This window comes from Pseudomonas sp. P179 (assembly GCF_000478485.2).
Taxonomy (GTDB): Bacteria; Pseudomonadota; Gammaproteobacteria; order Pseudomonadales; family Pseudomonadaceae; genus Pseudomonas; species Pseudomonas aeruginosa.
In genome coordinates, this window is record NZ_KI517354.1 from 5,789,126 (window position 1) to 5,813,424 (window position 24,299).

At 65.7% G+C, this 24,299-nt stretch carries 19 protein-coding genes and 1 pseudogene; 19 read left to right on the forward strand and 1 reads right to left on the reverse strand.

The window, feature by feature from the left end; all coding sequences use genetic code 11:
• Nucleotides 1-50 precede the first annotated feature (50 nt).
• Nucleotides 51-527 (reverse strand): MarR family winged helix-turn-helix transcriptional regulator, encoded by a 477-nt coding sequence (locus tag HMPREF1224_RS38980; RefSeq protein WP_003097819.1) that lies wholly within the window; start codon nucleotides 525-527, stop codon nucleotides 51-53.
• Between the two features lie 81 nt (nucleotides 528-608).
• On the opposite strand from HMPREF1224_RS38980, the gene HMPREF1224_RS38985 reads away from it, so the two are divergent.
• The 19 genes and pseudogenes from HMPREF1224_RS38985 (at nucleotide 609) to HMPREF1224_RS39070 (ending at nucleotide 24,295) form a co-directional block, all read left to right on the forward strand.
• The gene (locus HMPREF1224_RS38985; protein ID WP_003097818.1) at nucleotides 609-1,775 is read left to right on the forward strand and encodes an aminotransferase-like domain-containing protein; all 1,167 of its coding nucleotides are present in this window, start codon (nucleotides 609-611) and stop codon (nucleotides 1,773-1,775) included.
• Between the two features lie 55 nt (nucleotides 1,776-1,830).
• A complete protein-coding gene (locus HMPREF1224_RS38990) occupies nucleotides 1,831-2,433 on the forward strand; it encodes a glutathione S-transferase family protein (protein ID WP_003097816.1) in 603 nt (200 codons plus the stop codon).
• Between the two features lie 1,172 nt (nucleotides 2,434-3,605).
• Entirely contained in the window at nucleotides 3,606-5,162 is a 1,557-nt protein-coding gene (gene tssA / locus HMPREF1224_RS38995) for a type VI secretion system protein TssA (RefSeq protein ID WP_003097814.1), read from the forward strand.
• Nucleotides 5,163-5,197: 35 nt separating this feature from the next.
• Nucleotides 5,198-5,704, forward strand: a complete 507-nt coding sequence (gene tssB / locus HMPREF1224_RS39000; RefSeq protein ID WP_003087592.1) for a type VI secretion system contractile sheath small subunit — start codon at nucleotides 5,198-5,200, stop codon at nucleotides 5,702-5,704.
• A gap of 28 nt (nucleotides 5,705-5,732) precedes the next feature.
• A complete protein-coding gene (gene tssC / locus HMPREF1224_RS39005) occupies nucleotides 5,733-7,208 on the forward strand; it encodes a type VI secretion system contractile sheath large subunit (protein ID WP_003087596.1) in 1,476 nt (491 codons plus the stop codon).
• 12 nt (nucleotides 7,209-7,220) lie between these two features.
• Nucleotides 7,221-7,628, forward strand: a complete 408-nt coding sequence (gene tssE / locus HMPREF1224_RS39010; protein WP_010794012.1) for a type VI secretion system baseplate subunit TssE — start codon at nucleotides 7,221-7,223, stop codon at nucleotides 7,626-7,628.
• 10 nt (nucleotides 7,629-7,638) lie between these two features.
• Nucleotides 7,639-7,776: pseudogene (locus tag HMPREF1224_RS45435) on the forward strand (PAAR domain-containing protein); the annotation flags it as partial.
• Nucleotides 7,777-7,965: 189 nt separating this feature from the next.
• Nucleotides 7,966-9,753, forward strand: coding sequence for a type VI secretion system baseplate subunit TssF (tssF, locus tag HMPREF1224_RS39015; protein ID WP_010794013.1), 1,788 nt, complete (start codon nucleotides 7,966-7,968; stop codon nucleotides 9,751-9,753).
• The gene (tssG, locus tag HMPREF1224_RS39020; protein ID WP_003097804.1) at nucleotides 9,717-10,724 is read left to right on the forward strand and encodes a type VI secretion system baseplate subunit TssG; all 1,008 of its coding nucleotides are present in this window, start codon (nucleotides 9,717-9,719) and stop codon (nucleotides 10,722-10,724) included. The genes tssF and tssG overlap by 37 nt, the downstream gene beginning before the upstream one ends.
• 6 nt (nucleotides 10,725-10,730) lie before the next feature.
• The gene (tssH, locus tag HMPREF1224_RS39025) at nucleotides 10,731-13,364 is read left to right on the forward strand and encodes a type VI secretion system ATPase TssH (RefSeq protein ID WP_012614304.1); all 2,634 of its coding nucleotides are present in this window, start codon (nucleotides 10,731-10,733) and stop codon (nucleotides 13,362-13,364) included.
• Nucleotides 13,365-13,374: 10 nt separating this feature from the next.
• Complete coding sequence (locus tag HMPREF1224_RS39030) at nucleotides 13,375-14,886, forward strand: sigma-54 interaction domain-containing protein (RefSeq protein WP_010794015.1); 1,512 nt, start codon at nucleotides 13,375-13,377, stop codon at nucleotides 14,884-14,886.
• 88 nt (nucleotides 14,887-14,974) lie between these two features.
• Nucleotides 14,975-15,115: a hypothetical protein gene (locus HMPREF1224_RS39035; RefSeq protein WP_010794016.1), complete on the forward strand. Its 141-nt coding sequence runs from the start codon at nucleotides 14,975-14,977 to the stop codon at nucleotides 15,113-15,115.
• A gap of 17 nt (nucleotides 15,116-15,132) precedes the next feature.
• Nucleotides 15,133-16,326 carry a type VI secretion system-associated FHA domain protein TagH gene (gene tagH, locus HMPREF1224_RS39040; RefSeq protein ID WP_010794017.1) on the forward strand — a complete coding sequence of 398 codons (1,194 nt, stop codon included), beginning with the start codon at nucleotides 15,133-15,135 and terminating at the stop codon, nucleotides 16,324-16,326.
• A 5-nt stretch (nucleotides 16,327-16,331) separates the two neighbouring features.
• Complete coding sequence (tssJ, locus tag HMPREF1224_RS39045) at nucleotides 16,332-16,838, forward strand: type VI secretion system lipoprotein TssJ (RefSeq protein ID WP_003122875.1); 507 nt, start codon at nucleotides 16,332-16,334, stop codon at nucleotides 16,836-16,838.
• On the forward strand, nucleotides 16,835-18,166 hold the full coding sequence (gene tssK, locus HMPREF1224_RS39050; RefSeq protein WP_003097790.1) for a type VI secretion system baseplate subunit TssK: 1,332 nt from the start codon (nucleotides 16,835-16,837) through the stop codon (nucleotides 18,164-18,166). Before tssJ ends, tssK begins: the two co-directional genes overlap by 4 nt.
• Nucleotides 18,167-18,168: 2 nt before the next feature.
• On the forward strand, nucleotides 18,169-19,038 hold the full coding sequence (gene icmH / locus HMPREF1224_RS39055; RefSeq protein ID WP_003087622.1) for a type IVB secretion system protein IcmH/DotU: 870 nt from the start codon (nucleotides 18,169-18,171) through the stop codon (nucleotides 19,036-19,038).
• Between the two features lie 15 nt (nucleotides 19,039-19,053).
• Nucleotides 19,054-22,581 carry a type VI secretion system membrane subunit TssM gene (gene tssM / locus HMPREF1224_RS39060; RefSeq protein WP_010794018.1) on the forward strand — a complete coding sequence of 1,176 codons (3,528 nt, stop codon included), beginning with the start codon at nucleotides 19,054-19,056 and terminating at the stop codon, nucleotides 22,579-22,581.
• Entirely contained in the window at nucleotides 22,581-23,309 is a 729-nt protein-coding gene (locus HMPREF1224_RS39065; RefSeq protein ID WP_003087627.1) for a PP2C family protein-serine/threonine phosphatase, read from the forward strand. Before tssM ends, HMPREF1224_RS39065 begins: the two co-directional genes overlap by 1 nt.
• Nucleotides 23,306-24,295, forward strand: coding sequence for a serine/threonine-protein kinase (locus tag HMPREF1224_RS39070; RefSeq protein ID WP_003097784.1), 990 nt, complete (start codon nucleotides 23,306-23,308; stop codon nucleotides 24,293-24,295). The genes HMPREF1224_RS39065 and HMPREF1224_RS39070 overlap by 4 nt, the downstream gene beginning before the upstream one ends.
• The last annotated feature ends 4 nt before the right edge of the window (nucleotides 24,296-24,299 follow it).

Consider the following 24,299-nt stretch of genomic DNA (forward strand, 5'->3'; position numbering starts at 1 on the left):
CGGGCAGCCGGTCGGCTTGTCGAGCGTCCATGCGCCAGGCCCATGGGGCGTCAGTCGGCGGCCTCCGTCGCCGCTTCGCCGCGGCTGCCTGCATGCGCCCGAGCCAGGGTGCGATTGACCGCCAGCCAGCCGGAGACCGCTTCGCCGCCGGCTTCCTCGAAGCAGCGTTGGAGCAGCCGCGACTGCTCGCGACGCAGCGCCTTTTCCAACCGCACGCCCTCGGCGGTGAGGCCGAGGAGGCGTTTGCGCTTGTCGTCGTCGGCGGTGGCGCTGCCGATCAGGTTCATCTCCAGCAACTGGCGCAGCGGGATGTTCAGCGCCTGCTTGGTCACGCCGAGCAGGGCCAGCAGTTCCTTCACGCTGAGGCCCGGATAGCGGGCGATGAAGAACAGCACGCGGTGGTGCACACGTCCCAGGCCGCGGCGGGCGAGCATCTCGTCAGGCTTGGTGGTGAAGGCCTGGTACGCGAAGAAGAAGGCTTCCATCATGGCCTGCTGCTGGACGGCGTGGTTTTTCAGGTCAGGCATATTGACGCTTCCGGGTGCGGCATCGTAGTTTCGGTCAAGCAGTTTGACTCATTTTTCCCCGCCTACGCTACCGGTGATCCCATGGCCTTCTCTGAACGCATCTCCCGCCTGAAAAGCTCCTTGATCCGCGAAATCCTTGCCGCGGCGCAGCGTCCGGAGGTGATGTCGTTCGCCGGCGGGCTGCCGGCCGAGCCGATGCTGCCGAAGGTGCAGTGGGAGCAGATGCCGGCCTCCATGGGCCAGTACGGCATGAGCGAAGGCGAGCCTGCCCTGCGCGAAGCCATCGCCGCCGAAGCGCGTGCCCTCGGCGTCCCCTGCGAGGCGAGCCAGGTGCTGATCGTCAGCGGTTCGCAGCAGACCCTCGACCTGGCCAGCAAGCTGTTCATCGATCCGGGCACCGAGGTGCTGCTCGAGGCGCCGACCTACCTCGCCGCGCTACAGGCCTTCCAATTGTTCGGCGCCGATTGCGTGACCGTGCCGCTGGGTGCCGAGGGCCCCGACCTGGTTGCCCTGCGGCAGCGCCTGGAGCGACACAAGCCGGCCTTCGCCTACCTGATCCCGACTTTCCAGAATCCGTCCGGCGTGCGCTACAGCGAGGAACGCCGCGACGCGGTGGCGGCGCTGCTAGACGAATTCGGCGTGACCCTGATCGAAGACGAACCCTATCGCGAACTGGTGTTCGACGAGGGCCGCGCAACCCCGCTGGTCAGCCGCCTGCGCAAGTCCAGCTGGATCTATACCGGCACGGTGTCGAAGACCCTGCTGCCGGGCCTGCGCGTCGGTTTCCTGATCGCCACCCCGGACCTGTTCCCCCACCTGCTGCGGCTGAAACAGTCGGCCGACCTGCATACCAACCGGGTAGGGCAGTGGCAGGCGCTGCAATGGTTCGGCAGCGAGGCCTACCGCCAGCACCTGGCCGAACTGCGCGAGTTCTACCGGGTCCGCCGCGACGCCATGCAGGAGGCGCTGCTGGAGCACTTCGGTGAGCTGGCCGAATGGAATATCCCGGAGGGCGGGCTGTTCTTCTGGCTGACCCTCAGGCAGCCGCTGGATACTCGCACCCTGCTCCAGCCGGCGCTGGCCGCCGATGTCGCATTCATGCCCGGCGAACCTTTCTTCGCCGAGCCGGAGCAGAACCTCGGGCGTCTGCGGCTGAACTTCAGCCACGTCGCCCCGGAGCGCCTGCACGAAGGCCTGCGGCGCCTGGCCAAGGTCGTCCGCGACGCCCAGGCCGCCGAAGCGGCCTGAACCCTCATCGGCGCTCCTTCCGGGGCGCCGGCCATCCGATCCGAGGAGCGACACGATGTACAAGGTCTACGGTGATTACCGTTCGGGCAACTGCTACAAGATCAAGCTGGCCATGTCGCTGCTCGGCATCGACTACCAGTGGGTACCGGTGGACATTCTCAAGGGCGAGACCCAGACCCCGGAGTTCCTGGCGAAGAACCCCAACGGCAAGATACCGGTGCTGGAGCTGGAGGACGGCAGTTGCCTGTGGGAGTCCAACGCCATCCTCAACTTCCTCGCCGACGGCAGCGCCCTGTTGCCCAGCGAACCGCGCCTGCGCACCCAGGTGCTGCAATGGCAATTCTTCGAGCAATACAGCCATGAGCCCTATGTGGCCGTGGCGCGCTTCATCAAGCTCTACCTCGGCCTCCCGGAAGCCCGCCGCGCCGAGTTCGAAGAGAAGAAGATCGGCGGCTACAAGGCCCTCGACGTCATGGAGAAACAGCTGTCGCGCACGCCATTCCTGGTCGGCGAACAGTTCTCCATCGCCGATATCACCCTCTACGCCTACACCCATGTCGCCCATGAAGGCGGCTTCGACCTGACGGCCTACCCGGCGATCCGCGCGTGGATCAAGCGAGTGGGGGAGGTGCCGGGGTATGTGGGGATGCTGGATTGAGGGGAGCTTCGATCAGCGGTTGGCGAGGCAGTGATTTCTGTCATGAGCGGGAGTTTCGGGTAGAGCGAAATTTTTATGCATCGGGCTGGATGCGCGTTTTTCCTGATTATTCGTAGCTCGCTTTCCTGGCGCTGCTGTTGGTACCCGGCGCTGCGCTGGTGGCGGGTCAGTTACTGGCCGTTGAGGTCGATGCCCAGGAGGGCATCGACCGACTGGCCGCGCTAGCCGACCCGACTACTGTCGGGCAGCTTTCTCGCCAGTAGGCGCACAGCACTGTCGAGCGGGTAAGCGGTGCGCAATTCTCTGTCGTCGCCGTACGCGGCCTACCGCATAAGTTGGTCATCGAGGGCTTGGCGATAGGCGCTGCGGCGGTCATCGAATCCTGCTTTCCTGACTGCTCGGGTCGCTATCGATTTCCGCCCAGCCGGTGCGGTACGGGCGTGTCCAGGGTAAACGCAGCGGTGCGTCCCGCCTGCAGTCGGTCACGGCGCAACTTCCTCGCCGGTGGCCATGGGACCGCCCATCTCGATTAATTTCTCTAACAATTCCCGTGCCAGTCTTTTCGTGGCTCTTTTAATCAATCTCATTCAATGGCTTATTGTTATCCATGTCTCATTCTGAAAAGAAATATAACAAGTGAATTGAGCAAGAAGTTGCGCAGTGCTGTGCAACTTTTTGCGCAGTAGTGTTCAGGCCAGTATTTTCAAGGGCTGTGGACTTTTATTGGGGATGTTTCTTGGTTTTCATTGTGCAACTTCTTGCACAATCGCTATTACGCTCTAAATCAGCTGTTGGTCCGCTTGGAAGGCCTATGTTTCGAGGCTCTCCGGAGAAATCCATACTGCCTGCCTTATTTTTTATAAATTGTTAACTACCTGTTTTGGTAGGGTTTTCCAAATGGCCATCAATGTCGTTATGATGGCTATAGCCAAGCCGTAAAGGGCATGGACGCAGACGCCTGACGTTTGGCTGAAAATCTTTCATTGATTCGTATCAATGAATAGGAAAATTCCCAAAGAGGGAATGTCCTGTTGCTTGCCAGTTTTTATGTTGTTTTCATGGAAAAGGCAAAGAGCTCTTCAGACTATTGGGATTTTCGTTCGGTTTTTATGCCAACTAGTTGAATTGTTAAGATATTCATTGGCGCACATGGTGTGCATTGAAGGGTTAGGATGACCTATTCGAGCAAGCTCTCCTCGCATTATCTGGAACTCGCGGAACAGCCGATTTCAAAGGATGTCTTTGCGGGTGAGGATGTGCGTTTTTCCAGCGAATACGAGGCGCTGGAAAATGAGCTGGGCAAGGCGCTCTCGCTCCATGAGAACGGCCAGACCGACTGGTTGAAAATCCTGGAAAACAGCGAAGCGCTGCTTCGTGCCCAATCCAAGGACCTGCGTGTTGCAGCCTGGTTGACCTGGGCCCTCTACCAACGGGAATCCTTTCCCGGTTTGCTGGCCGGACTGGGATTGCTGGAACGTCTGTGCAGCCGGCATTGGGTCGAGATCCATCCGCTCAAGGCGCGCACTCGCGCCGCGGCCATTGCCTGGCTGGTGCCCCGGTTGGAGCAGGCGCTGAACGAAAACGTACCGATCAAGGAGCAACTCCCCCTGTTCCGGCGTCTCGCCGAGCACCTGGAAAAACTCGATACCGCGCTGACCGCGCAACTGGGCGACGACGCGCCCTTGTTGCTGCCGATCAGCCGACGCCTTTCGGGCATGCTCCAGCGCGCCGCCGACAACCAGCCCGAACCTGGAGTGGTCGGCGCCGTGGTGGCCCAGGTCAAGCAGGCGGCCAGCCAGTTGCTGGCGCCGGGTGCGCCCATCGACAACGAGCGCGACGCCCACAAGGCCATGCGCGCCCAGCAGGAGGCCGCACGCCCCCTGTGCGCCTGGTGGCTGAAGCAGAAAGCCACCGATCTGCGCGCGCTGCGCCTCAACCGAACGATGCTCTGGCTGCCCATCGAGTCCATGCCCGAGCGCAATGCCGAACAGGTCACCGCGCTAAGGGGAGTGCCGGCGGACAAGCTGAAAAGCTACCAGGAGCGTTTCGCCCAGGGCCTGTACGCCGATCTCCTGGTGGAGCTGGAGGCGAGCCTGGCACGGGCGCCGTTCTGGTTCGACGGCCAGCGCCTGGTCTGGGAGTGCCTGCAAGGGCTCAACGCCGAGCAGGCGATGCGGGAAGTCGAAATGCATTTCGCCTTGCTCCTGCAGCGTCTGCCGGGGCTGGTGGAGCTGCGTTTCCACGATGGCAGCGCATTCGCCGATGCGGCCACCCGCGGCTGGATCAGCGCCCATGTCATGCCCCATCTCCAGAACGACAGTGCGCCGCGCAAGGTCGAGACCGTGGCCCTGCAGGCCGAATGGGACGTCGCCCTGGACGAGGTCCAGCCGGTGTTGCGCAAGGACGGCCTGAAGGCGGCGGTACAGGTGTTGAAGCAGGGCATGAAGCGCGCCCACGGCGGACGCGCCCGGTTCTTCTGGCAACTGAGCCTCGCGCGACTGTGCTTCCTGGCGAAGAAGTACGAGCTGGCCAAGACCCAGCTGGAGAGCCTCGACCATCAGTTGCACGAATCGGGATTGCACGCCTGGGAGCCCGATCTGGCGCTGGATGTACTGCACCTGCTGCATAGCTGCTGCGAGCTGTTGCCGCAGAACCACGCCGTGCGAGAACGCAAGGAAGACATTTATCGCAGGCTGTGCCACCTCGATCTCGAGGTGGTGCTCGAATAGGGCTTCGCGCCCTCAATTCTCAAGGAGAAAAAGCCATGGCCAAAGAAGGCTCGGTAGCCCCAAAGGAACGCATCAACGTCACCTTCAAGCCCGCCACCGGCGGTGCCCAGGAGGAAATCGAACTGCCGTTGAAGCTACTGGCGATCGGCGATTACACCCAGCGCGGGGATGAGCGCAAGGTGGAGGACCGCAAGCCGATCGGCATCGACAAGATGACCTTCGACGAGGTCCTGGCCAAGCAGGAGCTGGGGCTGACGCTGAGCGTACCCAATCGTCTCCAGGAGGAGGGCGGCAGCGACGAGCTGGCGGTGGGGCTGCAGATCAACTCGATGAAGGACTTCAACCCGGCCAGCATCGTCGAGCAGGTGCCCGAGCTGAAGAAGCTGATGGAGTTGCGCGATGCGTTGGTGGCCCTCAAGGGCCCGCTGGGCAACGCCCCGGCGTTCCGCAAGGCCATCGAAAGCGTACTCGCCGACGACGAGTCCCGTAGCCGTGTGCTGGGCGAGCTGGGGCTGAGCGCCGCCCCCTCCCAGGACGCCTGAGCCACCCCCTAGCCAAGGAAGCAGATACATGAGCACCAGTGCCGCACAGCAAGGCCGGAACCAGAACGGCGAATACAACATTCTCGACAGCATCATCGCCGAGACCCGCCTGAGCCCGGACGACGAGGCCTACGACATCGCCAAGCGCGGCGTCTCCGCCTTCATCGAGGAATTGCTCAAGCCGCAGAACGACGGCGAGCCGGTGAAGAAGGCGATGGTCGACCGGATGATCGCCGAGATCGACGCCAAGCTCAGCACGCAGATGGACGAGATTCTCCATCATCCCGATTTCCAGGCGCTGGAGTCGGCCTGGCGCGGCCTGCAACTGCTGGTCGACCGCACCAACTTCCGCGAGAACATCAAGATCGAGATTCTCAGCGTTTCCAAGCAGGACCTGCTGGACGATTTCGAGGACTCGCCCGAGGTGATGCAGTCCGGCCTGTACAAGCACATCTACACCGCCGAATACGGCCAGTTCGGTGGCCAGCCGGTCGGCGCCATCATCGCCAACTACTACATGTCGCCCAGTTCGCCCGACGTCAAGCTGATGCAATACGTCTCCAGCGTGGCCTGCATGGCCCATGCGCCATTCGTGGCGGCCGCCGGTCCGAAGTTCTTCGGCCTGGAAAGCTTCACCGGCCTGCCGGACCTGAAGGACCTGAAGGATCATTTCGAAGGCCCGCAGTTCGCCAAGTGGCAGAGCTTCCGCCAGTCCGAGGATTCCCGCTACGTGGCGCTGACCGTACCGCGCTTCCTGCTGCGCACGCCCTACGATCCGGAAGAGAATCCGGTCAAGTCGTTCGCCTACAAGGAGACCGTGGCCAACAGCCACGAGCATTACCTGTGGGGCAACACCGCCTATGCCTTCGGCACCAAGCTGACCGACAGCTTCGCCAAGTATCGCTGGTGCCCGAACATCATCGGGCCGCAGAGCGGCGGTGCGGTAGAGGACCTGCCGTTGCACCACTTCGAGAGCATGGGCGAGATCGAGACCAAGATCCCCACCGAGGTGCTGGTGTCCGATCGCCGCGAGTACGAACTGGCCGAGGAAGGCTTCATTTCCCTGACCATGCGCAAGGGCAGCGACAACGCCGCGTTCTTCTCCGCCAGCTCGGTGCAGAAGCCGAAGTTCTTCGGCATCAGCGCCGAAGGCAAGGCCGCGGAGCTGAACTACAAGCTCGGCACCCAGTTGCCGTACATGATGATCGTCAACCGCCTGGCCCATTACCTGAAGGTCCTGCAACGTGAACAGCTGGGGTCGTGGAAGGAGCGTACCGACCTCGAGCTGGAGCTGAACAAGTGGATCCGCCAGTACGTCGCCGACCAGGAAAACCCCAGCGCCGAAGTGCGCGGCCGTCGCCCGCTGCGCGCTGCACAGATCATCGTCAGTGACGTCGAGGGCGAGCCGGGCTGGTACCGCGTCAGCCTGAACGTGCGCCCGCACTTCAAGTACATGGGGGCGGACTTCACTCTGTCGCTGGTCGGCAAGCTGGACAAAGAGTAAGCGGAGCTTTCCATGACCGGATACGGCAGCCTGTTCGAGCGCCTGAACGGCGACGCGGATAAGCGCGTCAGCTGGAGCCGCGAGGTTTCCGCCAGGGCGTCGGTGGCTGCCCATCTGGGCAAGATGCTCAGCACCCGGGCGGGCAGCGTGCAGACGCTGTCCGACTACGGGTTGCCCGATCTCAACGACATGCGCCTGAGCCTGCACGACTCCCTGAGCCAGGCCCGCTCGGCCATCGAAGGTTTCATCGAGGCTTACGAACCGCGCTTGAGCGACGTGCGTGTCGTTTCCCTGCCACGCGACAACGACCAGCTCCGCCTGGCCTTCAGCATCGAAGGGTTGCTGGAGGTGGAAGGTTTCAAGCGCCAGGTGAGTTTTTCCGCATGCCTGGATGGCAGCGGCCAGGTGAAGGTCAGCTAAGGAGGTTTCGATGTCCGGCAAACCCGCAGCCCGCGTTTCCGATCCAACCGCTTGTCCGCTCCCCCGGCACGGCAGCAATCCCATCGTCGTCGGTTCTGCCGACGTGTTCTTCGACGGCCTCGCGGCGGCCCGCCAGGGTGACGCCTCGGCCTGGTGCTGTACCGCTTCGATACCTGGTTCGTCCATGAGGTCTTCTGAGATGGGCGCGAATCGGGTCGATTACGGAAAGACAACGGACACCGTGGGTTTCCGATCTTCAGGCCAGAAATGTCATTGCGGTTTTGGCGGCAGCGGTCAGACGACTGCCATCAGTGAAACGATATCCAGCAGGTAAGCCGTGTCCTTCAATCATTACTACCAGAGCGAACTCACCGCACTGCGCCAGCTGGGGCGCCGTTTCGCCGAGCGTAGCCCGGCCCTGGCCCCGTTTCTCGGGCAGGTCGGACGCGATCCGGATGTCGAGCGCCTGCTCGAGGGCTTTGCCTTCCTGACCGGGCGGTTGCGGCAGAAGCTGGACGACGAGTTGCCGGAACTCAGCCACTCGATGATGCACCTGCTGTGGCCGAACTATATGCGCCCGCTGCCGGCTTTCAGCATTCTCCAGTTCGACCCCCTGACCCGCCCGGGCGGGGCGCTGCGCGTGGAGCGCGATACGCCGGTCGAGAGCCGGCCGGTGGGCGAGGTCGCCTGTCGCTTCCGTACCTGCTACGCCACCGAAGTCCTGCCGCTGGTGCTGGAGGCGCTCAACTATTCGGTGACCGGCGAGGGTGCGCTGCTCGGCCTGCGCCTGGCGATGAACTGCGACGGGCATCTCGGCGAGCTGGGCCTGAGTCGGCTGCGCCTGCACCTGGCCGGCGAGCGCTACATCAGCCAGATGCTCTACCTGTGCCTGCTGCGCAACCTGGAGAGCATCCAGCTGATTCCGCTAGACGCCCATGGGCGGGCGCTGGATGGCGTGGCCGGCAAGCCGATGTCGTTCCGCCTGACGGGCGAGCGGGTGCAGCCGGTGGGGTTCGCCGAAGACGAGGCGTTGATTCCCTATCCGCTGAATACCTTCCGTGGCTATCGCTACCTGCAGGAATACTTCGCGTTCCAGGACAAGTTCCTGTTCGTCGACGTGGATGGCCTTGACCTGCTCGGCGCTCTGCCCGAGGAAACCCTCAAGCAGGTCCGCGGCCTCGAGTTGCGCTTCGATATCCGCAAGAGCGGCATCCAGCGCCTGCACCCGACGCTGGAGAACGTCAAGCTGTACTGTACGCCGGTGGCCAACCTGTTCCGCCACGATGCGCTGCCGATCCGCCTCGACGGCAAGCAGGACGAGTACCTGCTGATGCCGGCCGAATACAGCCTGGAGGACTGCGGGGTGTTCTCGGTAGAGGGCGTCACCGGCTGGCGGCCGGGCGGGCTCGGCTACCAGGCCTATGTGCCGTTCGAGTCCTTCGAGCACGATCCCAGCTTCGACGTCCCGGAAGCACGGCCCCACTACAGCGTCCGGCAACGGACCTCGTTGCTGCACGATGGCCTGGACACCTACCTGAGCTTCGGCATCCGCCATCCCGAGCAGATCGAGACGCTGTCGGTGGAACTGACCTGCACCAACCAGAACCTGCCCCAACGGCTGCGCCTGGGCGATATCTGCGTCGCTTGCGAAGGTACGCCGGAGTTCCTCGGTTTCCGCAATATCACCCCGGCGACGCCGAGCTACGCGCCGCCGCTGAACCGCGATTTCCTCTGGAAACTGATCAGCAACATGTCGCTCAACTACCTGTCGCTGGCCAACGTCGACGCACTCAAGGTGATCCTCGAAACCTACGACCTGCCGCGCTACTACGACCAGCATGCGGCGAAGGTCAGCAAGCGCCTGCTGGGCGGGCTCAAGGCGGTCCGCCACGAGCATGTCGACCGCCTGCATCGGGGCCTGCCGCTGCGCGGCTTGCGTACCGAGCTGACGATCGATCCGGAAGGCTACATCGGCGAGGGCGACCTGTTCGTGTTCGCTTCGGTTCTGAACGAATTTTTCGCGCTTTACGCCAGCATCAACTCCTACCACGAGTTGCGGGTGAGGAGCACACAGGGAGACGTGTACCAATGGAAACCGCGCATGGGTTTGCAGCCCCTGCTGTAAGCGCGCTGGCCCGGGGCATTCGCGAGTACTCGCTGTTCCAGGCGGTCCTGCTGGTCATGGATCGCCTGCGCCAGGAACATCCCGGCCTGGGAGACGAGGCGCTCTACGATCAGTTGGAATTCCAGGCCAATCCTAGCCTCGGCTTCCCGGGCAGCGATGTCGATCGGGTGGAGTTCTTCGAAGAGCGCGGCATGCTGCGGGCGCGGCTGCGTTTCAACCTGATCGGCTTGTTCGGTGCCAGTTCGCCGTTGCCGGCGTTCTACAGCGAGCAGGCTCTGGGCGACAGCGAGGAGGGCAATCCTACGCGGAACTTCCTCGATCTCTTCCATCACCGCCTGCATCGGCTGCTGTTGCCGATCTGGCGCAAGTACCGCTACCGGGTGAGCTTCCAGAGCGGCGCGAGCGATGCGTTTTCCGCCCAATTGTTCGCCCTCGTCGGATTGGGCGGGGAAGAGATCCGCAAGGCCAGGGAACTGAACTGGAAACGCCTGCTGCCCTACCTGGGCCTGCTCAGCCTGCGGGCGCACTCGGCGGCCTTGATCGAGTCGGTGCTGCGCTACTACTTCAAGCATGCCGAACTGGTCGCCGAGCAGTGTATCGAACGGCGCGTCGCGATCCTCGAAGAGCAGCGCAACCGGCTCGGCCTGTTCAACAGCCAGCTTGGCGAAGACGCGGTGCTGGGCGAACGGGTCCGCGACCGCAGCGGCAAGTTCCGCATTCATATCCGCCAGCTCGACTGGCAGCGCTTCCACGAGTTCCTGCCGATCGGTCCCGGCTACCAGCCGCTTTGCGCGCTGGTTCGCTTCACCCTGCGCGACCCGCTCGACTACGACATCCGGCTGGTCTTGCGCCACGAGGAAATCCGTGAGTTCCGCATCGGCGCGCAGAACGCCTGCCGCCTTGGCTGGACCAGCTGGCTGGGCCGGGAGCGCGCGGATGGCGTGGTGACGCTGGGCAGCAAGATTCATTAAGGATGGATGAGCATGATCAACGTAGACCTGCAACAACTGATTCAGGCGCTGGATGCCGACACCCGGCGCGACCTCGAAGGCTCGGCCGAGCGCTGCGTAGCCCGTGGCGGCAGCAAGGTACTGGTGGAGGACCTGTTGCTGGGCCTGCTGGAGCGTCCCCAGGGACTGCTGGCGCGCGCCCTGCAGGATGCCGCGGTGGACGCCGGCGAACTCAACGCCGCGTTGCAAGCGCGGGGCGAGCATAGTGCCTCGCGCAATCCGGTGTTCGCGCCCGAGCTGGTGCAGTGGCTGCAGGATGCGCTGTTGCTGGCCAACCTCGAACTGGGCCGTAGCCAGATCGACCAGGCGGCATTGATCCTGGCCCTGCTACGCAACCCGTTGCGCTATGCCGGCAGCCGCTACCAGCCGCTGCTGGCGCGGCTCGACATCGAGCGGTTGAAGGATTTCGCGCTCTCGCAGCCGCTGGAGGGCGCGCCCAGCGGCAAGCCGGGCGGCGGCGAGTCCCTGTTGCAGCGTTTCACCCACAACCTTACCCAGCAGGCGCGCGACGGCAAGCTCGATCCGGTGCTCTGTCGCGACGGGGCTATTCGCCAGATGGTCGACATCCTGGCCCGTCGGCGGAAAAACAACCCCATCGTGGTCGGCGAGGCCGGCGTCGGCAAGACCGCCATCGTCGAAGGCCTGGCCTCGCGGATCGCCGCAGGGGAAGTGCCGCCGGCGCTGAGGGACGTCGAGCTGTTGTCCCTCGACATGGGCCTGTTGCAGGCCGGTGCCAGCGTGAAGGGCGAGTTCGAGCGGCGCCTGAAAGGCGTCATCGACGAAGTGAAGGCAGCGCTCAGGCCGACCATCCTGTTCATCGACGAGGCCCATACGCTTATCGGCGCGGGCGGTCAGGCCGGCGGCTCGGATGCCGCCAACCTGCTAAAGCCGGCCCTGGCACGTGGCGAGTTGCGCACCATCGCGGCGACGACCTGGGCCGAATACAAGAAGTATTTCGAGAAGGACCCGGCGCTGGCCCGGCGCTTCCAGCCCGTGCAGTTGCATGAGCCGAGCGTTGCCGAGGCGGTGACGATCCTGCGTGGCCTGGCCCGGGTTTACGAGGAAAGCCACGGTATCTACCTGCGCGACGACGCGGTGGTGGCCGCCGCCGAACTGTCCGCCCGCTACCTGGCGGGTCGCCAGTTGCCGGACAAGGCCGTCGACGTCCTCGACACCGCCTGTGCGCGGGTGCGCATCAGCCTGGCGGCGGCGCCGGAGAGCCTCGAGCGCCTGCGCGGCGAGCTGGCCGAAGGCGAGCGCCAGCGCCAGGCCCTGCGCCGCGATGCCGAGGCAGGCCTGCCGATCGACCACGATACCCTGCAGGCGCTGGAGGAGCGCCTGGCCCAGGCGGAAAGCGAGCGGCACGTACAGGAGGACCAGTGGAGCCGCCAGCGCGAACTCGCCGAGCGCCTGCTCGCCCTGCGCCAGCAATTGGCCAGGGCCCGCGAGGCGAACCGGGAAGAGCAGGGCGGCGAGGCGGACGCGGAGACTTTCCCGGCCGACGAGCATGGCGGTGTCGAAGCCCTGGAAAAGGCCCTTCACGAAACCCGCCAGGCGCTCGCCGATGCCCAGGCCCAGGGGCGGCTGGTCAGCTTCGAGGTCTGCCCGCGCCTGGTTGCCGAGGTGATCGGCGCCTGGACCGGCGTACCGGTGGAACAACTGGCGCGGGAACACAACGCCAAGGTGATGGGGTTCGCCGACGACCTGCGGGCGCGGATCCGTGGCCAGGAACAGGCGGTCAGCGCCCTGGACCGCGCGATGCGCGCCACCGCGGCCGGGCTGAACAAGCCCGATGCGCCGGTCGGCGTGTTCCTGCTGGTGGGCCCGAGCGGGGTGGGCAAGACCGAGACCGCGCTGGCGCTGGCCGACCTGCTGTATGGCGGCGAGCGTTTCATCACCACCATCAACATGTCCGAGTTCCAGGAGAAGCACACCGTCTCGCGCCTGATCGGCGCGCCGCCCGGCTATGTCGGCTATGGCGAGGGTGGCATGCTCACCGAGGCGGTACGCCAGAAGCCCTATTCGGTGATATTGCTGGACGAGGTGGAGAAGGCCGATCCGGACGTGCTCAACCTGTTCTACCAGATCTTCGACAAGGGCGTGGCCAACGATGGCGAAGGGCGCGAGATCGATTTCCGCAATACCTTGATCCTGATGACCTCCAACCTCGCCAGCGAGCACATCGCCGCGCTTTGCCAGGACGGCGCGCGGCCTTCCGCCGAACTCCTGGAGGAAACCATCCGGCCGGCGCTCAGCCGGCATTTCAAGCCGGCGCTGCTGGCGCGCATGCGCGTGGTGCCTTACTACCCGGTGGGCGGCCCGGTACTGCGCGAGCTGATCGAGATCAAGCTGCAACGCCTCGGCGAGCGCCTGGCGCGCCGTCAACTGGCTTTCGACTACAGCCAGGCGCTGGTGGGCCACCTGGCCGAGCGTTGCACCCAGAGCGACAGCGGCGCACGGTTGATCGACCACCTGCTGGACACGCACCTGCTGCCGCTGGTGGCCGACCGTTTGCTGGAAGCGATGGCGCGCGACGAGCGTCTCGAGCGGGTCCATGCGACGCTGGGCGAGCACGGCCGCGTGCTCTGCGAGTTCGCCTGAGGTGGGTGCGATGTTCAGCCGCGTACCGCAACCCCTGGCCTTCGCCGAAGCCCTGCTCGCTCAGTTCGGCGCGCTGTCGCGGGAAACCGACATCACGGCCCTGCTGGGCGGTTTCGCACGCGCAGTCGGCGAACTCAGCGGCTGCGAGCTGAGCCAGTTGTATCTGCTCGACCAGACCCATACCGCGCTCACCCTCAACGCCGAATGCCGGGACGGCCTGTTGCAGGCGCTGGAGCCGTCGAGCCTGCCGGCGGACTACACCGGCGAGCAGTTGCTGCAGTTCGCCCTGTGCCAGAACCGCGTGGTCAGTCTCGTCGACCTGCCGTCGCGGCTGCACGAGACCGGCTTCCTGCCGGCAGGGGAGCAGCCCTGGCTGTCCCTGCTCTGCGTTCCGCTGGTGAGCCCGGAGAAAACGGTCGAGGGCATGGTGGTCTGCGCTACCCGGCGCCCACTGGACCTGCAGGGATTCGCCCATCCACTGGGCCAGCTGGGCTCGTTCGTGCTGGCCCAGCTGCATCTGCTGCAACGCCTCTCGCAACCCTCCGGCGAGCCGCAGGGACCGTCCAGCGCACCGGTGGTCAGCGGCTACGGGCTGATCGGCAGGAGCGCGGCGATGCGTGAGACCTGCCGCCTGATCAGCAAGGTCCTGCACAACCCCTATACCGTGTTGCTGCAGGGCGAGACCGGCACCGGCAAGGAGGTGGTCGCACGGGCGATCCACGAGTACGGCCCGCGGCGTGCACAGGCGTTCGTGGTGCAGAACTGCGCGGCGTTTCCGGAAAACCTGCTGGAAAGCGAGCTGTTCGGCTACCGCAGGGGCGCCTTTACCGGTGCCGAGCGCGATCGTCCCGGGTTGTTCGATGCCGCGGATGGCGGAACCCTGCTGCTCGACGAAATCGGCGACATGCCCCTCTCGCTCCAGGCCAAGCTGTTGCGCGTGTTGCAGGAAGGCGAGATTCGCCCGCTCGGCGGCAACGACACGCACAAGGTCGATGTACGCATCATCGCCGCTACCCACCGTGACCTCGCCCTGCTGGTACGCGATGGCAAGTTCCGCGAAGACCTCTACTACCGGCTGGCGCAGTTTCCCATCGAGTTGCCGCCGTTGCGCCAGCGCGAGGGCGACGCCCTCGAACTGGCCCGGCATTTCGCCGAGCGCGCCTGCGTGTTCCTGCGCCGCGCGCCGCTGGGCTGGTCCGCGGAAGCGCTGGAACTGCTCGACGGCTATGGCTTTCCCGGCAACGTTCGGGAGCTGAAGGGACTGGTGGAATGCGCGGTACTGCTCTGCGAAGGCGAGGTGCTGCTGGCCGAACACTTTTCCCTGCGCGCGCCCCCGGAAGCGGAGGCGCCGCTCAAGCTGCGCGAGCATCTGGAGCAGATCGAACGGGACCTGCTGCTCGCCTGCCTGCGCAGGAACGCTGGCAACCAGACCCTCGCCGCGCGCGAACTGGGTCTGCCGCGACGAACCCTGATCTATCGCATGGGACGCCTGAACATTCATTTCGGCGATCCCCGGACCTGAAGCCCATGATCGAGATTTCCTTCCAACCAGCCCAGCCGGGCGCGCGCCTGGAGCGCGGCGTCCGCGGCCCTTCCATGGAGACTCCCTGATGCCTGTTCGTCACTGGCCCGCCGTGCTTCTGGCCCTGGCCGTCCTCTGCGGCCTCGCCGGTTGCAGCGGCAACTACAAATTCAACGACGACGACTATCGCCCGCTTGGCGATCCGCAGGCGGTCAATCGCGGCAAGTGACCGCAAGGAGCGATCTCATGGAACTGGTATTGGAAATGCTCAGCGCCAAGCAATTCGTACCGACGGAGCTATGCAGCAAGACCTTCGGCAGGAACGGCGGCCTCATCGGCCGCGGCGGTGAGTGCGATTGGGCGATTCCCGATCGCAAGCGGCACCTGTCCAAGCAGCATGCGCGGGTCAGCTATCGCAACGGCGCGTTCTACCTGACCGACACCAGCAGCAACGGCATCCGCGCCGGCAACGGCAGCCGCCTGCCGCATGGCGAGCCGCAGCGCATCGAGCAGGACAGCGTCTTCCTGCTCGGCGACTTCGAGATCCGCGCGCGGTTGCTGCGCGAGCCCGACGAGCTCGCCATGGACGTCGGGCGGCCGCAGCCGGCGGGCAGCATCATTCCGGACGATGCCTTCCTGGCCCTCGATCCGTTGCAGGCGCTCGACCAGGACGGTGCAGATGCCTACGAACTCGACGACCTGAGCGCGATCGCCCAGCCCAGCCAGGAGGCCGGGGCGCGTGCGGACTACGCGCGGATCGACATGGAAAGCCTGGTCGTACCGGAGCTGGTGCCCGCCCCGGCGGCTCCGCAGGAACCTGTGGAAAGTCCGCGTCCGGGTCGCGACGAAGCCTTCTGGCAGCGTTTCGGCCAGGCCCTGGGAATGGACCTCGAAGGCCTCGACGGCGCTGCGCGCGAAGCGCTGGCGATCGACGCCGCCGGTTTGCTGCGGCAGTGCATCGGCGGCTTGCAGCAGAGCCTGCGGACCCGCAGCGAACTGAAGAACGAACTGCGCCTGTCGCTGAGCACGTTGCGCGATACCGGCAAGAATCCCTTGCGCTTCAGCGCCGATGCCGGCGAGGCGCTGGGGCATCTGCTACGGGATGGCAAGCCTGGCCAGTTGAGTGGCGAACAGGCCGTCGCACGCAGTTTCCGCGACCTCCAGGCGCACCAGGTGGCGCTGCTCGGCGCCAGCCGGGCGGCGGTGCGCGCGACCCTCGAGCATTTCTCGCCGCAGCAGCTGGCCCTGCGTTTCGAGCGCGACGGTCGCCGGCCGTTGCTGGCCACCTCGGGCAGCCGCTGGCGTGCCTACGGTCGCTACCACCAGTCGCTATGCCAGGACGACGATTGGAGCGAGCGTCTGTTGGCGCGTGATTTCGCCCAGGCCTACGAAGAGCAGGTTCGCCTGATTTCCACCCTCTACACCGAGCACCAAGGATGATCGCCATGTCTCGTCGCCCGATCCCGCCAGCCAGGGCGCTGGCCATGCTCGCCGTCCTGGCGCTGCTGGCCGGCTGTTCCACGCTGTCGCCGTATTCCAGACTAACCAAGCTCGACCTCGCCCTGAGCGCCGGCGAGCGGGTCAATCCCGACCTCAATGGCCGGCCGTCGCCGGTGGTAGTGCGGCTGTTCGAGCTGAAGCACCCGGTGGCGTTCGAGAACGCCGACTTCTTCAGCCTCTACGAACGTCCCAAGGAGACCCTGGACCCCGACCTGGTGACCAGCGAGGAGCTGGAGCTTCGTCCCGGCGAGCGGGTCGAACTCAAGCTCAGCGTGGGGGAGGGGAGCCGCTACGTGGGCGTGCTCGCCGCCTACCGTGATCTCGGCGAGGCAAGCTGGCGCTACGTGGTGCCGGTCACGGCGAAAGAGCTGACCCGGGTAGAGCTGAAGCTGGGCCAGAAGGGCATCCTGAATGCCGGCGAACTGCTCGGCAAGGCGGGTGACGCGCGATGAACGTGCACAAGATCGTCTGGCAGGAAGGCATGCTGCTGCGCCCGCAGCACCTGCAACACAACGACCGCTACTACGACAACCAGATGAAGGCCCGGACCCAGTTGCTGGGCAGCTACAACTGGGGCTTCCTCGCCCTGGAGCTGGACCGCCAGTTCCTCAACATGGGCAAGCTGGTGATCAGCCAGGCCTCCGGCGTATTGCCCGACGGCAGCCTGTTCGAACTCGGCGGCAACACCGAGCCGCTCGCCCTCGACGTGCCGCCCAATACCTCGAACGTGCCGATCTACCTGGCCCTGCCGCTGGTCACCGGCAACCACATCGAGGCGCGCCGGCCGGAGCAGGCCGAGGTCCTGGCGCGCTATACCGCCTACGACCTGGAGGTGGCGGACTCCAACGCCGGCGAGGATTCCATGGTGCAGGTCAGCTGCGCGCGGCCGGATTTTCGCCTGCTGCTCGGCGAGCAGCAGAGCGACCAGGCCTACGTCAAACTGAAGGTGGCGGTGGTGCTGGATACCACGCCGGACGGGGTGATCAGCCTCGACCCCGACTTCGTGCCGAGCTACCTCCACGCCCACGCATCCGCCTACCTGCTGTCCTGCCTGAAGGAGGTGATCAGCATGCTCGGCCATCGCGGCGACACCATCGCCGAGCGTATCCGGTCCAATGGCAAGGTCGGCGGCGCGGAGGTCGGCGATTTCATGATGCTGCAACTGATCAATCGCACCGAGTTGCTGCTGCGCCACTACCTGGGATTGGAGCAGGTGCATCCGGAGCAGTTGTACCGGGTGCTGCTGACCATGCTCGGCGACCTCGCCACCTTCGGCAGCGAGAGCAAGCGTCCGCGCCTGGACAGCCGTTACCAGCACAGCGACCAGGGCGCCAGCTTCCGCAGGCTGATGGAGGCGATCCGCCAGGTCCTGTCGATGGTGCTCGAGCAGCATGCCATCGAACTGCCTCTCCAGGCCCGCCAGTACGGCATCCTGGTCTCGCCCCTGCACGACCACAAGCTGCTCGGAAGCGCCTCGTTCGTGCTCGCCGCCAGTGCCAATTGCGAGTCGGAGGAACTGCGCCAGCGGCTGCCCGCGCATCTCAAGGTGGGTGCGGTCGAGCACATTCGCCAACTGGTCAACCTGCACCTGCCGGGGATCCGGGTCAAGCCGCTGCCGGTGGCGCCGCGGCAGATCCCGTTCCACTCCAACAAGACCTATTTCATTCTCGAACCCAACGCCGAGGACATGGCCCAGCTGGAGCGCTCCGGCGGTTTCGCGTTCCACGTATCCGGCGAGTTCTCCGAGCTTGAACTGAAATTCTGGGCCATCAGGAACTGAACATGATCAAGGAAAGGGAATACCACGAGGACGAGAAGACCGTCCTCCTCGATCACCAGGGACAGGTACCGGCCCAGGGGCCGCTGACCGATTTCGCCGAACCGCCGCGCTTCGAGCAGCTCGAGGAGCGGATGATCTACGCGGCGCGCCTGCGTCCGGGCGAGGCCTTCAACGTCAGCCTGAACCCGCTGGTGGCGGCGGCTTCCGAACTGCTTTCGGAAGTGGTCCGGCTCAAGCACAGCACCGTGCTGGAGAACCTTGCGGCGCTCAAGGAGCGGTTGACCTCCGCCATGAAGCTCTTCGAATTCCGCGCCGTGCAGGATGGCGTGGAAAACAGCCAGGTCATGGCGGCGCGCTACGTGCTGTGCACGGTGGTCGACGAGGCGGTGGTGACCACCCCGTGGGGCAACGAAAGCGAATGGTCGAAGATCAGCCTGCTGAGCAGCTTCCATAACGAGACCTTCGGCGGCGAGAAGTTCTTCCAGTTGCTCGACCGGCTGTCGAAGAACCCGGTCAAGCACCTGCCGATGCTGGAGCTGATGTACCTCTGCCTGGCCCTCGGCTTCGAGGGCAAGTACCGGGTGATGGCTCGCGGCGTGCTCGACCTGGACGGTATTTCCGATGCGCTCTACCGGCAGATCCGCCAGTTGCGCGGCGACGTGCCGCGCGAACTGTCGCCGCACTGGCAGGGGCTCAGCGACCAGCGTCGCGGCCTGGTGCGGATCGTGCCCTGGTGGATGGTGGCGCTGTTCACCCTGGTCTGCCTGGTGGTGATGTATTCGGGATTCGCCTGGGTTCTCGGCGAACAACGCGACACGGTGCTGCAGCCTTACCAGTCGCTCGATGCGGCGGCAGGACAGCCCGGTTCGTAAACACAGGGACGCGAAATGAAAAACTTCTTCAAGAAAGTCGGCGCCTTCCTGCGCAAGACGTGGGTCTGGACGCTGTTGCTGGCACTCCTGGCGGCATTGCTGGTGTGGTTCGTCGGGCCGCTGCTGGCGGTCGCCGACTACAAGTTCTGGGAAAGCCCGACCTCGCGGTTGCTGAGCATCAGCCTGATGTTCCTGCTCTGGGGGCTGGCGATGGTCTTCGTCAGCTGGCGCGCCGGAGTGCGGCGCAAGGCCGTCGAGGACAGCGACGAGGGCCAGGAGCGCTTGCGCCGCGACGGTCTGATCGAAGACGAACAGAAGGAACTGCGCAGCCGCTTCAAGGACGCCTTGCGCACCCTGAAGACCTCCAGCCTGTACCGCGGTCGTAGCGAGCGCTGGCGCAACGAGCTGCCCTGGTACCTGCTGATCGGCCCGCAGGGAAGCGGCAAGACCAGCCTGCTGGACTTTTCCGGACTGGAGTTCCCGATCAACCGGATCGACCGCAAGCTGACCCGCGATACCGCCGGCACGCGCTACTGCGACTGGTACTTCGCCGACCACGGCGTCCTGATCGACACCGCCGGGCGCTACCTGACCCAAGCCGACGGCGAGGTCGACGGGGGCGCCTGGGCGACCCTGCTCGGCCTGTTGCGCAAGCGCCGCCGCGCACGGCCGCTGAACGGCGTGATGGTGTCGATTCCGGTGGAAACGTTGCTCAGCGACGACGAGATGGCGCTGGATACGCTGGCTCGCCAGGTGCGCGCGCGCCTGCAGGAAATCCAGCAGACCCTGCACCTCGATCTGCCGGTCTACCTGGTGCTGAGCAAGGCCGACCAGTTGCTCGGCTTCGACGAGTTCTTCGACCAGTTGAGCCGCGAGGAGAGCGACCAGGTTCTGGGCACCAGCTTCGGCAAGGAGCAGAACGGCACCGATGTGACGGTCCTGCGTCAGGCGTTCGAGGACCTTCTGCGACGCCTGAACAGCCAGGTGATCATGCGCATCCACCAGGAGCGCGATACCCTGCGTCGCGGTCGCATCCTCGACTTCCCGCACCAGCTTGGCCAGATCGGCGAGCGGTTGTGCCTGTTCGTCGAACTCGCCTTCACCGGCAATCGCTACCAGCGCGCCAGCCGCCTGCGCGGCTTCTACCTGACCAGCGCGCCGCACCTGGCCCAGCAGCTGGACGAGGACACCGCCGGCATCGGCGCCAACCTGGGGATCGCCAGCGGCCTGCTGCCGACCCTGCGCAACGGGCGCTCGCGCTTCATCCACCACCTGCTGAGCCAGGTGATCTTCCCTGAGGCCAACCTGGCAGGTCTCGATCGCCGCGAACGCACGCGCATCCACTGGGGCCAGCGCGCCCTGTACGTCGGTTCGCTGGCGCTCCTTCTGCTATTCGGCCTGCTCTGGGCTGGCGGTTTCTCGGCCAACCACGAGCGCCTGGAGCGGGTCCGCGAGCTGGCGCAGCAATGGGCCCAGCAGCGCCAGGCGCTTGGCGAGCGCGACGACGCCATGGCGGCGCTGAAGACGCTGGATAGCAGCTATGCGGCGACCACCGTGTTTCCGCCCAAAGGGGAAGTCTCGCTGCACGAGCGCGCCGGGCTGTACCAGGGCAACGAGGTCAACCCGCCGCTGGCCGCGGCCTATCGCCGCGAGCTGGAGACGCAACTGCTGCCGCGCGTGGCGCGGATGCTCGAAGCGCAGATCCGCGGCAACATGCAGAATCGCGAACGCCTGCTCAACAGCCTGCGGGCCTACCTGATGCTGAATCTGCGCGAGCGCCGCGAGAACGGATGGCTCAAGGACTGGGTGGCTACCGACTGGTCGCAGCGCTATGCCGGCAACGGCACCGTGCAGAATGGCCTGAACACGCATTTCGCCCGTCTGCTCGAGCAACCGTTCAGCTATCCGCTGAACGAGACCCTGGTGGCCCAGGCACGCCAGGTGCTGCGCAGCGAGTCCCTGGCCAACGTGGTCTACCGGGTGCTGCGCGAACAGGCGCGAAGCCTGCCCGAGTATCGCTTCGGCCAGCACCTGGGGCCGCAGGCCGGTCTGTTCGTCGGCACCGACTACGTGATCCCGGGCTTCTACACCCAGCAGGGCTACCAGCAGTACTTCGTGGTCCAGGGCGCCAGCCTGGTCAACGACATCCTTCGCGACAACTGGGTCCTGGGCGAGGGCAGCGGGATCAGCGACATGGACCTGCGGCGCCTGATGGTCGAACTCGAGCAGTTGTATTTCCGCGACTACGCGAACTTCTGGAGCGAGGCGGTCGGACGCCTGGGCCTGCTGCCGTTCAACGATGCCGGCGAGGGCGCCGACCAGGTTTCCGGGCTGCTCGCCGCCAACTCGCCGATCCTCCAGTTGTTGCTGGAGGTCCGTGAGAACACCCGTTTCCCGGTCCTGGCGGAGAGCGCCGAGGCGCTGGCAGAGGCCAGCGACAAGGCCGCGGAAAAGGGCGGCAAGCTGGGCAAGGCGGCCGCCGCGGCGGCCGGCAAGGCCAGGGACGCGTTGGCGAAGAACCTGCCGGATACCGCGAAGAAGTCCCTGCAACGCCGCTTCGAGCCCCTGCATCGCCTGCTCGACGATAACAACGGCCCGGCGGCCGACCTCACCCCGTTGTTGCAGGCGCTCAACGAGTTGCAGTTGCAACTCGCCGGACTGGCGCGCGCCAGCCAGCCGGAGCAGGCGGCTTTCGACATGGCGAAGAGCCGCATGGGCGGCCAGCGCGATGCCCTGAGCAACCTGCGCAACGCCTCCGCGCGACTGCCGCGACCGCTCGGCGGATGGTTCAGCGTGCTGGCCGAAGACGCCTGGCGGCTGGTCCTCGGCGATGCCTACCTGTACCTCAACCAGCGCTACCAGAGCGAGCTGTACGGTTTCTACAGCAAGGCGATCAACAAGCGCTACCCGTTCAACGCGCACAGCGCCAGCGATGTCGCGGTCAGCGATTTCCGCGAGTTCTTCAAGGCGCAGGGCGTCGCCGAACGCTTCTTCGAAACCTACATGCGGCCCTTCGTCAGCGGCGACCCGGGCAGTTACCGCCTGCGCAGCGTGGACGGTTACAGCCTGCCGATGTCCAAGGTCTATCTCGACCAGATGGGCACGGCCCAGGTGATCCGCCAGAGCTTCTTCGCCGAGAACCCGGCCGAGCCACAGGTGCGCTTCCGCCTGGAGCCCTATACCCTCGATCCTGGCGTCAGCCGCGCCGAGTTCCGTTTCGACGGTCAGTCCATGGAGTACCGCCACGGCCCGATCGTGCCGATGTCGTTCAAGTGGCCCAGCGACGCCGACGGCGGCCGCACCAGCCTGGTGCTGGAGAAGATGGCCGGACGACCGGTGGGAATCGAACGCAATACCGGGCCCTGGTCGCTGTTCAGGCTGTTCGACCTGATGCAGACCGAGTACCTCAGCGGGCGTGACGTGATGGTGCTCAAGGCCGACCTGGGCGGCCTGCGCGCCAACTACCTGCTGCTCGCCCAGCGCACGCCGAATCCGTTCGATCTCGCGGTCCTGCGCAGCTTCCGCATGCCGGTGCAGCTCTGATGCAACGCACCGAACCCTGGCGCAGCGCGGCACGCACGGATCGCGGCAAGGTCCGCGCGCGCAACGAGGATGCCTTCCTGGACTGCCCGGATCGCGGGCTCTGGGCGGTCGCCGATGGCATGGGCGGGCACCAGGCCGGCGACCTGGCCAGCCGGATGATCGTCACCAGCCTGGCGGAACTGCCGGCCCGGGCGGGATTCGACGAGCGCCTGAACGCGATGCGCCAGTGCCTGCACTGGCTCAACCGGCGCCTGGGCGAGGAACTCACCCTCAGCGCCGAACGCGGCGACAGGATCATCGGCAGTACGGTGGTGGCGCTGGTCGTGGAGGGTTCGCGGGCGGCCTGCGTGTGGGTCGGCGACAGCCGCTGCTACCTGTGGCGCGGCCAGCGGCTGTACCAGCTGTCCCGCGACCACTCGCTGTTGCAGCGACTGGTCGACGAACGGCGGATGGATATCGAGCAGGCCCGCGCCTATCCCTCGGCGCGCGCGCTGACCCGTGCCGTCGGCGCTAGCGAACAACTGGTGCTGGACGTGTTGGAACTGGAGGTGCATCCCGGTGATGTCTTCCTGCTCTGCAGCGACGGGCTCTACGAAGAGCTGAGCGCCGATGCGCTGGGTCGCGCGTTGAGCCTGGCATCGCCGCAGGTGGCGGTGGAGCGGCTGTTCGACGGTGCCCTGAGCGGCGCCGCACGGGACAACCTGACGGCAGTGGTGATCCGCCAATGAACGAACCGCTGTCGTCGCTGGAGCTGCTGCCGGAGGAGGAGGGCGGCGCGAACCTGACCTATTTCGCCTTCGCCGCCCCGACCGCCTCGGCGCCGGACCTGCCGGCGGTGTTGCCCGGTCCGCTGCCGGACGTTCTTTCCGGGCGCTACCGTCTGGAGCGGATGCTCGGCGCCGGCGGCATGGGGACGGTCTACCGTGCCCGGGACCTGCTCCATGAGCAGTTCGGCGACCCGGCGCCGCTGGTAGCGCTGAAGCTGCTCAACGAGTCGGTCGCCGAGTCACCCGACGCCAGCGCCTTGCTCTATAGCGAGTTCGCCCTGACCCGGCGCTTGCGCCATCCGAACGTCGTGCGTCTGTTCACCTTCGACGTCGACACCGCATGCCAGCGCGCCTACATCGTCATGGAACTCATGCCTGGCCTGCCGCTCGACCGCCTGCTCTGCGAGCGTCCCGAAGGCCTGCCCTGGTCCGAGCTGAGCGCGATCGCCCGGCCGTTGCTGGATGTTCTGGCCTACGTCCACGAACAAGGAGTACTGCATGGCGACCTGAAGCCGAGCAACGTGATGCTCGGCGAAGAGGGCGTGCGGCTCTTCGACTTCGGCCTCGGCCAGGCGCAGGCAGGCATCCTGGATGGCCTGCCGCAGCTCAGCCGGGGCCGCATCGACGCCTGGACTCCGGGCTACGCCGCTCCCGAACTGCTCGAGGGCGCGCCATTGTCGCCGGCGGCCGACCTGTATGCGCTGGCCTGCGTCCTCTACGAACTGGCCGACGGTCGCCATCCGTTCCGCCGCCTGCCCTCGAACCAGGCCCGGGAGCAGGGGCTGGAGCGCCAGCTGCGCGCGCCCGGACACCTGCCTCGGCGCTGCTGGCCGGCGCTGCGTACCGCCCTGAGCCTCGACCCCGAACGGCGCTGCATCGGCGTCCGCGAATTGCAGGAAGCGCTGGGCGCGCGGCGTTCCTGGCTGGCCGGCGTTCTTGCCCGTTGAGCCG